Here is a 13,991-nt window from a genome sequence, read left to right as displayed (position 1 = left end):
GCAGACCTAGCGGTCCGATTCTAGCCGCGGGCCGTAATATCAGACCTTGCTGCCGACGTCTGAACGCTGTGCCGTCTGCGGAGCGCTATTATCGATCGTCTTCACAGGCTCTGGCTTCTCAGCGGTCTTCTCGTCGTCGGCCATCCCCTTCTTGAAGGCCTTGATGCCCTGAGCGACATCACCCATCAAGTCGGAAATCTTCCCACGCCCGAACAACAACAGCACGACGCCAATAACGACGATCCAGTGCCAAATACTCATCGAACCCATTACGGCCGTCCTCCAAATACGCGGTCGGCTGCCCCGACCAATCTTGACCGGAAAGTAGGCTCCGGGGCTGGCAAAAACAAGGACTTAAGTCGTTCCCGCGACGGCTTGAAGCAACGCGTTCACGCGAGCGTTAATGAGGGAACGGACCGGTAAAATCCCGCTCGAAAAATCAGCTTTCCCCATCCTTTTCGGGCTCAACCGCGGGTGCCAGAGCCAAATCGAGGTCACCTGGCTCCAATGGATCTTCATCTTCGCGCAATTGCGGGTCATCGGATGGCGACGGAACACTGAAACCTGTCGGCAGACGGGTATCCAGCAATCCGGACCCCTTCAGTTCTTCCAGCCCAGGCAGGTCACCCAGCGCTTCAAGACTGAACTGTGAGAGGAACCCTTCCGTGGTGCCGAAGGTCAACGGCCGTCCCGGCGTCTTGCGACGTCCGCGGGGACGAATCCAGCCGGTTTCCAGCAACACATCGAGCGTTCCCTTCGAGGTCACGACCCCGCGGATTTCCTCGATCTCGGCGCGCGTCACCGGCTGGTGGTAGGCGATAATTGCCAGCGTCTCGATTGCCGCACGCGACAAGCGGCGGGTTTCGACGCTCTCGCGCGTCATCAACCACGACAGGTCGCCGGCGGTCCGGAATGTCCACTTGTTGGCAATGCGAATGAGGTTCACGCCACGCAGCGAATAGTCGGCCTGCAACAAAGCGAGCGCAGCCTTGATGTCGACGCCATCGGGCATGCGCTTCGCGAGCGAGGGCTCGTCAAGCGGTTCGGTGGCGGCGAACAACATCGCTTCGAGCAGACGCAATTCCTCCGGTCGCGCAGCCGGATCAGCCGCCGGGGCGTCGTCGACAATCGGCGCGGCATCAGCGACCGACGGAGCTTCCTCGGTCGAGGCGGTGTCAGCAACTGAAGCAACCTCATCCACGGAGGCCCCTTCGTCGACCATCGCGGGAGCTTCGACCTCACCAGTTTCATCAAAAGATGAGGTTTCGCTGGATGCTACGGCCCCGTCTTCGGAAACAGACTCAGCATCGTCCTCCGACGCAGCCTGCTCAACGTCAGCCTCATCGGTCGACAACTCGTCTTCAACATCCGCGACAGCTTCGTCTTCAGCTTCCACTTCGCTCGTAAAAGCCTCAACGTCAGCCTCTCCGAGAGCAGACTCGTCTTCAGCTTCCGTCGCGACAACGTCGTCTTCAGCTTCAACCGCAACGACATCGTCAACGTTGACGGCTTCGTCTTTGACTTGTCCTTCAACTTGGGCAGCGGCCTCCTGCTCAACGGCGGATGTTTCCTCGGCCGAGACCTCGACTTCGGTCTCATCCATCGGAATATCCTCTACCGGAGCGAGGTGATGTACACGTGCGGGACTTGGCATGGCCTGGTCTCCTTCTTCCAATTACTCTGCCGACACTTCCGGCGCTGCATGAGCGTCGGGGGGCAAATGCGCCGGTGGCTTACGAAAATACAAAGGCGCGAACGCTTCCTTCTGGTGCAGGTCGAGGGTGCCTTCGCGCACCAGCTCGAGCGCAGCCGCAAAACTGGACGCAAACACCGTCGCCTTCTGCGAGGGATCGAGTACGTAATTCATGAGGTATTCGTCGAGGCTGGCCCAATCCTCGGTAATGCCGACCAGCCGCTCGAGCGACGCACGCGCTTCCGCCAGCGACCAGACGGTGCGCTTGCTCATGTGGACGGTCGCCAGCACACGCTGCTGGCGCTGGGTCGCGTAGGAGGAGAGCAAGTCGTAAAGCGTCGCGGTCCATCGCTGCTGCTTGATCTGGGCAATGGATTCAGGCTGCCCGCGCGGGAAAATGTCTCGGCGCAATTGCGGCCGCGTCATCAGGCGGTTCGAGGCTTCGCGGATCTGTTCGAGACGGCGCAGTCTTTCAGCAAGCGCGTTCGCCATATCTTCAGCGCTTGGCCCCGCCGCTTCGGGCGGCTCGGGAAGCAGCAGGCGAGATTTGAGGTACGCAAGCCAGGCCGCCATCACGAGATAGTCGGCCGCCAACTCCAGACGCAGCTTGCGCGCGGCTTCGATGAACACGAGGTACTGGTCCGCCAGCGCCAGGATGGAAATCTTGGCGAGATCGACCTTCTGTTGCCGCGCAAGCGCGAGCAGCAGATCGAGCGGGCCTTCATATCCTTCGACGTCAACGACGAGCGCAGGCTCGTCTTCGGCCCGCTCCGCCGCCGCGGCGGGCAGTCCCGTTTCAAATGAGAGAATTTCCGCAGTCATGACGTCAGGCTCCCTGCCCGGCCGATCAATTCATCGAGCCTGATCCGCGCACCCTTGCGGTCGAATGGTTGCGGCGGACGGCGCGATGCAAGCGCGCGTTCAGCACGCTTGAGAGCTTCGCCTGCCAGCACCGGCGTTTCACCAGCGACCTGCCGCATCTCGTCGAGCTTGCCGTTGCAATGCAGGACCATGTCGCAGCCAGCGGCGACAATGTCGCGCGTCCGTTCTGCAATCGATCCCTGCAAGGCGTTCATCGAAACGTCATCACTCATCAGGAGGCCTTGGAACCCAATCGTTCCGCGAATCACTTGATTGATGATTGTCGCAGAAGTGGTCGCGGGTTTGGCGGCATCGAGCGCGCTAAACACAACATGTGCAGTCATCGCCATCGGCAGGTCCGCCAACGGCTTGAATGCCGCGAAATCGGTGCCGGTCAGGTCATCTGCGGGCGTATTGACCGTCGGCAGCCCGATATGGCTATCCGCCGTGGCCCGTCCATGGCCCGGAATATGTTTCAGAACCGGCAGAATGCCACCCTCAGCCAGACCATCGGTGACCGCCCGGGCGATCGCCGCCACTTTGTCCGGAACCGTACCGTAGGCGCGATCGCCGATGACCGCGTTCGCGCCGGCAACCGGAACGTCCGCCAGCGGCAGGCAGTCCACATTGATGCCGATCTCATCCAGATCGGCGGCGATGAGCCTTGCGGTCAGCTTCGCCGCCTCAAGCCCAATCCCGTTGTCCTGGTCATACAGGACACTGAAAATTGCCCCCGGCGGATAGACCGGCCAATGCGGCGGCGACAGCCGCTGGACCCGTCCGCCTTCCTGATCGATCAGAACCGGCGCATCCGGCCGACCGGCAATTGCGCGCAATTCCTGAACCAGAGCAGCAACTTGAGCCGGGCTCTCGACATTCCGTTTGAACAGAATGAAGCCCCACGGCGGATGGGCGCGCAGAAAAGCACGCTCATCGTCAGTCAGGACGAGGCCGGAAACGCCGGTGATGAAGGCTTGCACGGTCATACCGGGCGATTAGCCCGTGCGCGCCGCCAGGGTCAAGGAAACCGCCGTTAATTCCTTTGGACGACGCACTGCCCGCCAGCCGATTTCAGGCTGGAACAGAACTGTGCCGCTTCCTCGGTGGTTCCAAACGGCCCGACCATGGCCCGATAGAAGACCCCTTTCGAGCCCAAATCCGCACGACGAACCGTGGAGGTCCGGGACCCGAGGATTCCCGAGTACTTGGCCTGCAAAGTCCTGAATGAGGCCTGGGCATCCGCCTCGCTCTTCTGCGAGGACACCTGCACATAGGCACCGGCAGCCCCTGCCGACTGGCTCAGGGACGCCATCCGCCTGGTATCGGGCGCCGCTTGCGGCGACTGGGCTTGTGGGGCCAACGAAACCGGCGCGTTAGGCGCGGGTGTCGAGGCGGTCGTTGCGGGGGCTGCAACCCGTTGTGGCGCAGGTTGAGCTGCTGCCCGAGCCTGGGGCGCTGGCGCAGGGACACTGGCTTGCGCATCCTGTTCACCCGGTCGGATGCTCAGCGTACGGATCTTCCGCGGCTCCTCGCCGCTCAGCGTCCCGTTGCCAAGTCCTGGGCCCGTCGGTCTCACGGTCGGCGATGCACTCGCAACCGTTGGCGGATTGTTGTTCTGAGTCAGTGGCGGGAACACCACGCGCGGCGATGTCCGGGCATTCACATCGATCGGCTGCTCTTCACGCGGGACCACGCGCTCCGTGTTCTTGTCGCCGACGCGATCGTAAATCTGCTTGTTGGCGTTGTCGGTGCCCTGGCTCGGCGGAATGATCTTGTTCGGCCCGGCGTCGGCCTTGATGACCGGAGGTTCGCCACTCCGCGGAGATCCGGCGAGTGTCCGGTAAGCGAAGGCGCCCGCGGTCCCGACCACGGCGAGCAGCAATACCACTACGACGGTCATGGTGCCGCCCCGTCGTGCGCGCGGCTGCTCCTCTTCCTCGCTGTAGGACTGATCGCCGTAACCATCGCCATAGTCATCTTGAACGTTGAACGGCGTTCCGTGACCGGCATCGTGATCCGGCTGGCCATAGAGCACGTTGTCATACCGCGCGCTGTCAGGCAGCGGCGCGTGGCCCCACTCCGGTTCTTGCGGAGCCTGTGGCACACTCAGATTTTTCCGCTCGTAGCGTGGTGCCGAGTCAAAATGCGGCGTCATCTCGAACTGCGGCTCCGCGGCATGATGATCATGGCCCTGCTGGTACGGATCATGGCCACGCGCATCGGCATACTGATGATCGTATTGCTCATCCTGTCCATACGACTGCGGCTGCGGGCTGAACGACGGCTCCTGATGACCGTACGCCTGCTGCTCGTAGCCCCGCTGATCGTAGCTCTGCTCGCGCGCTTGCCGCGAGGACGCAAGATTTTGCAGCCACGAAGGCCTTGCTGGCTCTTCCTCGTAGCCTGCCGGCTCTTCGGCCTGGTGCGGATCGTGCTGATGCGCGCTCTGCGACGCAGAGTGCTGCTCACGTCCATAGGTCGAAAACGGATCAGCCTGTCCGATCAGGCGTGCGAGCTCAGCCAGCGGATCATCCGGGGGGCTGGGCTGCTGTGGCGCACTGCGGCTCTCCCGGGCGTAACTATCGTCCGCGGAAAAGAGCCTGTCGCGATATCGATCTGCCATCGTGATGTTGCATCCCCTTCGGGAAAGCTGTCCATCCGCCGTTTCAGACGAAGCGAACGCTACTCAACGCCTTCACGCATCCCCATACGTGAGAGGCCACAATCCCCCTGCTACCGCATCTCGTCTGGAGCATGCACGCCAAGCACGGCGAGACCTGATGCCAGAACCGAGACGACGCCCTGAACCAAGGCCAGTCGCGCGAATGTGATTTCTGCATCATTCTGGATAATGAAGCGTAAATGAGGCGTGTCGCGCCCCTTCGTCCAAAGCGCATGAAAGTCGCTGGCTAAGTCATAGAGATAAAACGCAATTCTATGCGGTTCGTGGGCCAAGGCGGCTGCTTCAACTATTCGTGGGTAGAGTGCAATTTGTCGAATTAAATTCAATTCGACTGGATCGTTCAGCCGTTCGACCTTGGCATCGCGCAGAAATGCGAGACGTGCCGAGGCATCTTCGGACAAATCCGGAACTGTTTCGCGGGCGTTCTTGAAGATCGAATGACCGCGCGCATGCCCGTACTGAACGTAGAACACTGCGTTGTCCTTCGACTGCTCAATCACCTTGCCGAGGTCGAAGTCGAGAACCGCATCGTTCTTGCGGAACAACATCATGAAGCGCACCGCGTCGGAGCCGACTTCATCGACCACTTCACGCAAGGTGACGAAGTCACCGGAGCGCTTCGACATTTTGACCGGCTCGCCGTTCCGCAGCAGCTTCACCAGCTGCACGATCTTGACGTCGAGCGTCGCTTTGTCGGCGGTCACGGCCTTGATGGCGGCCTGCACGCGCTTGATGTAGCCGCCATGGTCCGCGCCCCAGACGTCGACCATGTTGAGGAAGCCTCGGTCGAATTTGGTTTTGTGATAGGCGATGTCGGAGGCGAAATAGGTGTACGAGCCGTCGGACTTCTTCAGCGGCCGGTCGACATCGTCGCCAAACGCGGTTGCCCGGAACAAGGTCTGCTCGCGATCCTCGTAATCTTCGACAGGTGCGCCCTTGGGCGGCGGCAACCGGCCTTCATAGACGTCGTCCTTGGCGCGTAGTCCCGCGATGGTCTCGCCGACCTGGTCCTTGCCGCCCTCGATCAGCGACCGCTCCGAGAAGAAGACGTCGTGCTTGATGTTCAGCGCGGCGAGATCGCCCTTGATCATCTCCATCATCATGGCGATGGCCTTGGTGCGGACAACCGGCAGCCACTCGGCCTCGCTCTGCTTGACGAGCTTGTCGCCATGTTCGCGCGCAAGCGCTTCACCGACGGGTTTCAGGTAGTCGCCGGGATAGAGCCCCTCCGGGATCTCACCGATGCTTTCGCCGAGCGCCTCGCGATAACGCAGAAACGCGGACCGCGCGAGCACATCCACCTGCGCGCCTGCGTCATTAATGTAATATTCCTTGGTGACGTCATAGCCGGCGAACGACAACAGGCTCGCCAGAGCGTCACCGAACACCGCGCCACGACAATGGCCGACATGCATCGGCCCGGTCGGATTGGCCGAGACATACTCGACGTTGACTTTCTCGCCCGCCCCGACCTGGCTCCGGCCATAACCGCTGCCCTGCTCCAAAACTGCCAGCAGAGCGCCGAACCAGGCGGACGCCTTCAGGGTGAGGTTGATGAATCCGGGTCCGGCGATCTCGACGCGCTCGACCAGCGGATCGGCGCGTAGCTTCTCCGCAATCTTCTCCGCAAGGTCCCGCGGCTTGGCCTTGGCTTCTTTCGACAACACCATGGCCGCGTTGGTCGCCATGTCGCCATGAGCGGCATCCTTGGTTGGCTCCACCACCACCCGCGACAGGTCGATATTGGCCGGCAATCCCCCTTCGCGCTCCAGCGCGCCGCAGACAGCGTGGACACGCGTCAGCACGTCGGCGAACAAATGAAGGGAAGGCACGGGCGAAGTCATCGAAAAGTCCTTGCTACACATACTTTTGGGGATGCGAAGGCGCCGCCTAACGCAAATCCGGGGTCGAGTCAAAAAGCCGCTGGTGCTCCACGATGGCATACCGGTCGGTCATTCCGGCAATGAAATCGCCAATCCTGCGTGCCCGGCCGGCCGATGTATCCTCTCCGGCATGCCGCACCCATTCTGCCGGCAGATCCTCAGGCGCAGCCTGATAGCGGGTAAAAAGGTTGCGCACCACGGCTTCCGCATCACGCATCACGTTCATGACGCGCTCGTGGCGGTACATCCGAGCTTTGAGAAAGCTTTTGATTTCCCTCTCGGCCTGGGCCGCCTCTGCCGAAAAAGCCACAATCACACTGTCGTGGCTGCGCACCTCGCTCACCGACGCGGGTTTGACAAGCGCCAGCCGCCGCTCGGTTTCCAGGATGACGTCTTCGATCAGGTACGCGATCAGTTCGCGCACCAGTTCCGCACCGCGCCGGACCTCTTCGAGATCGGGATAACGTGATCTGATTTTGGCGTTGATCGCGGCGATCAGCGGCATGGCATCGAGGTCGTCCACCGTGAACAGCCCTGCCCGCAGCCCGTCGTCGATGTCGTGCGCGTCATAGGCAATGTCGTCAGCAATGGCGGCCACTTGCGCCTCCAGCGAGGCAAAACTCCAGAGTTCGAGGTCGTGCTGGGCGATGTAGTCCGAAATCCCGACGGGAACGCCGTGATCCTTGTAGCGGCCAATCGCACGACCGCTGCGATCGGTCAGCGGGCCGTTGTGTTTGACGATGCCTTCCAACGATTCCCACGTCAGATTCAGGCCGTCGAATTCAGGATAACGCCGCTCCAGCAGCGTGACCGCACGCAGGCTCTGAGCATTGTGATCGAAGCCGCCATAGTCCCGCAGACACTCATCGAGCGCCCGTTCGCCGGCATGGCCGAACGGCGGATGACCGAGGTCATGGGCCAGCGCCAGCGCTTCGGTCAAATCCTCGTCGATACCAAGCTGCCGCGCCAAGGAACGGGCGATCTGCGCAACCTCCAGGGTATGGGTCAGCCGGGTGCGGTAGTGGTCGCCCTCGTGAAACACGAAAACCTGGGTTTTGTGCTTGAGCCGGCGGAAGGCCGTGGAATGAATGACGCGGTCACAATCACGGCGAAAAGCGCTTCGCCGCAGGCTCGGCGGCTCGTCAAATCGCCGGCCCCGGCTTTGGCTGGGGTCGGAGCCATAGGGCTCTCGGGGGGCTGCCATTCCAACGGACATACGAGTTATTCTACTTTTCGGCGTTTGATTCTGCGGCCCCGGGTACTTAACTATGGCATGCGGAGTCTTTCAAATTTGCTTCGCGGGTTGCCTTTCGCGGGCTGCTTTCCGTGGGTTAGTTGGAGATCTCTCATGACCGCCGTTGCCACCGATACCGCCTCTTCCGGCAGCGTCACGATTTCGGAACGTGCGGCCAAGCGAATCGGCACTATTCTGAAGTCCGAAGGTGACGGGGCCATGTTGCGGATCAGCGTCGAGGGCGGCGGCTGTTCCGGTTTCCAATACAAGTTCGACGTTGAACGCACCAAGGCGGACGACGATCTCGTGATTTCGCGTGATAGTGCGGTCGTGCTGGTGGACCCGTCTTCCGTGCCCTTCCTCGCGGGCTCAGAAGTGGACTTTGTCGATGACCTGATCGGGGCGTCGTTCCGCGTGGTCAATCCAAACGCGACCGCGTCCTGCGGCTGCGGCACCAGCTTCTCGATCTAAGATTTCGGCAGGCGTCAGCTTGCCGCCTGAACCGGTGATGCCGCTGCGGTACGACAACTCACCCCACAATTGCGGATATTTAGCCAGCATCTCCGACACACGATCCGAGGCCAGACCAAACCCGGTATGCGCCCAGATGATCTTGGCGCGCGGATTGTGCCCCATCAGGATTTCGACGGCTTCATCGTCCGCATGGGCGTGAAGATAGAGATCATGCAGGACCGCGAAGTCGACGGTCTTCTTCACCCAGTCACTGGCTGCCGCTTTCCCGGTGAGATGAAACTCACCGATGCCGCGATAATAGCCGCGCTTGAACTCGTTCTGAATCAGATCGAAGCTCGCCGGGTCGTTGAACCAGGTCTGGATATCCGCCCGGATCCGGTAAGGCCGGATAAATGGCACGACCCAAAGGCCGTCCTTCTTTGCATCCATCAGCGCGTGGGTCCCGATGTTAGGACGGCTTGTCGCCAGGATGCCGGTGACGCGGTTTGTCTTGAACAGCGCCAGCACTTCGCTCAACCGATAGAGCGGCTTCGGCTCCCAGTTGTAATGCAGGTGGGCGTCGAAAATTTCGATCGGTTCTTCTGCCGCAATCGCCGGCGCCGCGCTCAACACCAGCGCTGCGATGGCTATCGCGTAACGCCAACTGCCCGTGTTCATCGTCCTCATAGCAAGCCCTACTCGGCCGCGGCGACGCGCGGCGGTTCGATCTCGGGTGTGTCCTGCAAGGTCGGGTCAAGACGCTTCTTGAGACGACGGTCGATGCGATCGAGATAGATGTAGATCACCGGCGTGATGAACAGTGTCAGGAGTTGCGACACCAACAGGCCGCCGACGACTGACACCCCGAGCGGCTGGCGCAGCTCAGCACCAGCTCCCGCGCCCAGAGCAATCGGCAGCGTACCGAAGATCGCCGCGAAGGTCGTCATCATGATCGGGCGGAAGCGCAGCAGCGCCGCTTCGCGAATGGCGTGTTCGGCGCTTAACCCGACGGTGCGCCGCTCGATGGCGAAATCCACCATCATGATGGCGTTCTTCTTCACGATGCCGACCAGCATCACGATGCCGATCATCGCGATCACCGACAGCTCCATTTTGAACAGCATCAACGTCAGGATCGCGCCGATACCGGCTGACGGCAGACCTGAGATAATTGTGATTGGATGGATGAAGCTCTCATAGAGAATACCGAGGATCACGAATGCGGCGAACACGGCCGCGAGGATCAAAACGCCCTGCCCGCGCAACGAGTCCTGGAACACCTGCGCCGTTCCGGAGAAGCCGGTGGCAATCGTCGCCGGCAGATTTGAATCCTGCTCGATCTTGGTGATCTGATCGACCGCGTAGCCGAGCGAGGTGCCGGGCGCGAGGTTGAACGAGATCGTCACCGCCGGCTGCTGCCCCTGGTGATTGATCATAAGCGGCCCGACCGATGGCACCATCTTTGCCACCGCTTCGAGCGGTATGGTCTGATTATTGGTGGTCTTCACATAGAGCTTCGACAGATCGGTCGGGTCGACGCGGAATTTCGGCTGCGCCTCCAGAATGATCTGATAATCGTTCGACGGCATATAGATGGTGCCGACCTGACGCGCGCCGTAGGCATTGAAAAGCTGATTGCGGATTTGATCCGCAGTTACGCCATAGACCGCCGCCTTTTCGCGATCGATCTCCACCGTGAGCTGCGGGTTCTTGACGTAAAGATCGGTCGTGACGTCCTGCAGTCCTGGCACCTTCGCGATCTTCTCACGCATCTCCGGCGCGACGCGGTAAAGCGTGTCGGTGTCTCCGCTTTGCAGCGTGTATTGATACTGGCTCTTCGATGGCCGTCCGCCGATGTTGAGGTTCTGGATGCTCTGGAAGAACGCCTGCAAGCCCGGCACCTGAAGCGCCTTCTGCCGCAGCCGCGCCATGACCACGGGAGCGGGATCGCGCTGATCTTTCGGCTTCAATCCGATGAACAGCCGTCCATAGTTCGCCGTCGGGTTCGGACCGCCCGATCCCACGGTGCTGTTGACGAATTCAATCGCCGGATCGGCTCGCAGCAAATCCGCCAGCAGTTTCTGACGTGCACTCATGGCCGCGAATGACGTATCGGTCGCAGCTTCAGTGGTGCCGGTCAGGAAGCCCGTGTCTTCCTGCGGAAAGAAGCCTTTGGGAACGATGACGTAAAGCCAGATCGTGGCCGCAAGCGTTGCGAACGTCACCATGAGGGTGATGAACTTATACGCGAGCACGCGATCGAGCGCCCATTCGTAAGCCCTGAGCCACGCGTCAAACATGACCTCGAACCCGCGCAGCACGACATTCGGACGATGATTTGGGTCATGGCTCTTCAGCACGCGGGCACACAGCATTGGCGTCAGCGTCAGCGACACAAATCCTGAGACCACGATAGCGACCGAAATGGTCACAGCGAACTCGCGGAACACGCGGCCCACGATACCGCCCATCAGCAGCACGGGGATGAACACCGCGATCAATGAGAACGTGATCGACAGAATGGTGAAGCCGATTTCGCGCGCACCCTTCAGCGCCGCCTCGTAAGGCTTCATGCCCCGCTCGATATAGCGAACGATGTTCTCGAGCATGACGATGGCATCGTCGACCACAAAGCCCACGGACAGCGTCAGCGCAAGCAGCGTCATATTGTTGATGGAGTAATCCAGCGCATACATGACGGCGCAGGTGCCCAGCACCGAGATCGGAACTGCAAGCGCGGGAATGAATGTCGCCGAGGCCGAGCGCAGGAACAGAAAGATGACCACGATCACCAGACCAACGGCAATCAGCAGCGTTTCTTCCACGTCGGCAACGGATTCACGGATCGAAACCGAACGATCCAGGGTCACGTCCATGGTGACCGATGGAGGGATCTGAGCGCGCAACGACGGCAACTTGGCCCGCACGGCATCCACGACCGCCACCGTGTTGGCATCGGGCTGCTTCTGGATTGCGAGCACGATCGAGCGCGTTCCGTTGAACCAGGTCGCGACCTTGTCGTTCTCGACGCTGTCATAGACCTTGGCGACGTCTTCCAGCTTGACCGGAGAGCCATTTCGCCACGCAACCACGACCTGACGGTAGTCGGCGGCTTTATCCAACTGCCCTGACGCCTGAAGGGCGATGTCCTGCTGCGGCCCATTGATGGTGCCGACCGGCGTCGAGGAGTTCGCGCGCGATACGGCCGCGCGAATATCTTCGAGCGACAGTCCGCGCGCCGCGGCAGCCTCCGGGTCTGCCTGCACGCGGATTGCGAACTTCTGCGTCCCGTAGATCAGAACCTGCGCAACGCCCGGAATCTGCGAAAGCGTCTGGCCGACGGTGATGTCGCCGTACTCGTTGACCGTAGAAAGCGGCAGCGTCTCCGAACTCATCGAGATGAACAGGATCGGGAAGTCAGCCGGGTTCACTTTGCGGAAGCTCGGCGGGATCAGCATTTCGACCGGCAAGCGACGCTGGGCTATCGTCAGCGCCGTCTGCACATCGAGAGCCGCGCCGTCGATGTTGCGGTTCAGATCGAACTGGATGGTGATGACGCTCGTGCCCTGCGAGGAGCTCGACGACATCGACGAAATGCCCGCGACCGTCGAAAGCTGCCGCTCGATCGGGCCTGCAACCGACGCAGCCATCGTATAGGCGTTGGCGCCGGGAAGCGTCGCCGTCACTGAGATCGTCGGGAAATCGACCTTTGGAAGCGCCGAGACCGGCAGAAGCCGGAAGCCGAAGACGCCGAAAGCAATGATCGTCGCCGTCATCAGCGTCGTCATCACCGGTCTGCGGATGCAGAGTTCCGACAGATTCATCGGTCAGGCTCCGGCCTTGCGCGTGCGCGGCTCGACGGGCGTGCCGTTGGACAACAACAATTGGCCGTCGACAACGACATCCTCGTTGCCCTCCAATCCACTGTCGATCACCGAGTTGCCCTGGAACGTGCGGCTAATCGTGACAGGCTGCACGTGTGCCTTTCCATCCTTGATCATGAAGACGAAATTGCCGGTCTGGCTGCGCTGCACGGCGACCGATGGCACAGTGACCGCATCTTCGCTGCGTACAGTGAGCGTGGTGTTGACCAGAATCCCCGGCCACAGCAGCTCGCGCTCGTTGCCCATGATGCCGCGAACCGTGACCATTCCGGTCGTCGGATCGACTGTATTCTCGACCATGGCAATGGTGCCGGTTTCCGATTTACCGGTGCCCGGAAGGGTCGCGAGCACCGAGGATTGCTTGGCCTTCATCGCATCACGGAGATCGCTCAGGACGCGCTGAGGAATCGCGAATGTGACGTAGACGGGGGCCATCTGGTTGATGGTCGCGAGCGGTGCCGTGTCCGCCGGTCGCACGAAGTTACCGACCTTGACCGAGGCCGCGCTGATACGCCCGCTGATCGGCGCCTTGATCAGCGTATAGCTTTTCTGGACTTTCAGATTATCCAGGATGGCTTGATCGGCCTGAATGGTCGCGATGGCAGTGTCGGTCGCGGTCTTCGCATTGTCCACGTTGACCTGCGTGGTCGCGCCTTTCCCGATCAGCTCCGTGTAGCGTTTGAGATCGCGCTCGGCCAACGCGAGCTGCGACTTGTCCCGAGCGAGCGTTCCTTCCGCCTGCGCGATCTGGGCATCGATCTGACGTGCATCGAGCGTGAACAGAAGATCGCCTTCCTTGACGCGTGCACCATCCTCGAAATGGACATCGACGATGGTGGTCTCGACCCTCGACTTCAGCGCCACGCTCGAAATCGGCGTCACGGTCCCGATCGCATCCACATCGATCGGGACTAACTTTTTCTCAGCACGTGCGATCGCAACGGACACCGGGCGCGGACGTGGGGGCGTCTGCGCCGTCGTGCTTCCACCCAGCCAGGTTGCTTTGCTGCCATAAGCCACTGCCGCAAGGGCGACCGCGCCGACAATGAATAAAGCCCGTTTTTTATATAAATTTTGTGCCATCTCGACTCGCGCATGGATCATCCACAGCGGGATGATCGGCATTTCCTCAATTAAGACGCCTGTTTACCGGCATTATTGCCATACGCCTTATCATAGGCGCTCCCACCATGGTACGGCACGCATGGGAAATAATATAACCGAAGCTGCGCCGAACCGTCGGATGCGTATTGCCACAGGAGATGTCGTCCGGCCCCAAGCCAACCTCAGGCAGATCGCA

11 protein-coding genes are annotated in these 13,991 nt (G+C 61.0%); 1 reads left to right on the top strand and 10 read right to left on the bottom strand.

Features of this window, described 5'->3' with window-relative positions; genetic code table 11:
* Positions 1-39: 39 nt before the first annotated feature.
* The 7 genes from ACP0KA_RS24250 to ACP0KA_RS24220 form a co-directional block, all read right to left on the bottom strand.
* Complete coding sequence (locus ACP0KA_RS24250) at positions 40-270, bottom strand: twin-arginine translocase TatA/TatE family subunit (protein WP_424631257.1); 231 nt, start codon at positions 268-270, stop codon at positions 40-42.
* A 169-nt stretch (positions 271-439) separates the two neighbouring features.
* A complete protein-coding gene (gene scpB / locus ACP0KA_RS24245; RefSeq protein WP_424631703.1) occupies positions 440-1,222 on the bottom strand; it encodes an SMC-Scp complex subunit ScpB in 783 nt (260 codons plus the stop codon).
* 453 nt (positions 1,223-1,675) lie between these two features.
* The gene (locus ACP0KA_RS24240) at positions 1,676-2,515 is read right to left on the bottom strand and encodes a segregation and condensation protein A (protein ID WP_424631256.1); all 840 of its coding nucleotides are present in this window, start codon (positions 2,513-2,515) and stop codon (positions 1,676-1,678) included.
* Positions 2,512-3,540: a beta-N-acetylhexosaminidase gene (nagZ, locus tag ACP0KA_RS24235; protein WP_424631255.1), complete on the bottom strand. Its 1,029-nt coding sequence runs from the start codon at positions 3,538-3,540 to the stop codon at positions 2,512-2,514. The genes ACP0KA_RS24240 and nagZ overlap by 4 nt, the downstream gene beginning before the upstream one ends.
* Positions 3,541-3,587: 47 nt before the next feature.
* Positions 3,588-5,177 (bottom strand): SPOR domain-containing protein, encoded by a 1,590-nt coding sequence (locus ACP0KA_RS24230; protein WP_424631254.1) that lies wholly within the window; start codon positions 5,175-5,177, stop codon positions 3,588-3,590.
* Positions 5,178-5,287: 110 nt separating this feature from the next.
* Positions 5,288-7,081: an arginine--tRNA ligase gene (argS, locus tag ACP0KA_RS24225; protein ID WP_424631253.1), complete on the bottom strand. Its 1,794-nt coding sequence runs from the start codon at positions 7,079-7,081 to the stop codon at positions 5,288-5,290.
* A 46-nt stretch (positions 7,082-7,127) separates the two neighbouring features.
* Complete coding sequence (locus tag ACP0KA_RS24220) at positions 7,128-8,336, bottom strand: deoxyguanosinetriphosphate triphosphohydrolase (protein WP_424631252.1); 1,209 nt, start codon at positions 8,334-8,336, stop codon at positions 7,128-7,130.
* A gap of 132 nt (positions 8,337-8,468) precedes the next feature.
* Here ACP0KA_RS24220 and erpA point away from each other — a divergent pair, with 132 nt between their 5' ends.
* A complete protein-coding gene (gene erpA / locus ACP0KA_RS24215) occupies positions 8,469-8,825 on the top strand; it encodes an iron-sulfur cluster insertion protein ErpA (RefSeq protein WP_424631251.1) in 357 nt (118 codons plus the stop codon).
* Here the strand turns inward: erpA and ACP0KA_RS24210 are convergent.
* Genes ACP0KA_RS24210 through ACP0KA_RS24200 form a run of 3 tightly spaced genes read right to left on the bottom strand, consistent with a single transcriptional unit; the run spans position 8,724 to position 13,774 of the window.
* Positions 8,724-9,485 (bottom strand): amidohydrolase family protein, encoded by a 762-nt coding sequence (locus ACP0KA_RS24210; RefSeq protein WP_424631250.1) that lies wholly within the window; start codon positions 9,483-9,485, stop codon positions 8,724-8,726. The two genes, erpA and ACP0KA_RS24210, sit on opposite strands and share 102 nt — an antisense overlap.
* Before the next feature lie 17 nt (positions 9,486-9,502).
* A complete protein-coding gene (locus ACP0KA_RS24205) occupies positions 9,503-12,631 on the bottom strand; it encodes an efflux RND transporter permease subunit (protein ID WP_424631249.1) in 3,129 nt (1,042 codons plus the stop codon).
* A 3-nt stretch (positions 12,632-12,634) separates the two neighbouring features.
* Positions 12,635-13,774, bottom strand: a complete 1,140-nt coding sequence (locus tag ACP0KA_RS24200; protein WP_424631248.1) for an efflux RND transporter periplasmic adaptor subunit — start codon at positions 13,772-13,774, stop codon at positions 12,635-12,637.
* Positions 13,775-13,991: the final 217 nt, after the last annotated feature.

Source organism: Bradyrhizobium sp. SYSU BS000235, from assembly GCF_049747295.1.
GTDB lineage: Bacteria > Pseudomonadota > Alphaproteobacteria > Rhizobiales > Xanthobacteraceae > Afipia.
This window is presented reverse-complemented; position numbering and strand designations above follow the sequence as displayed.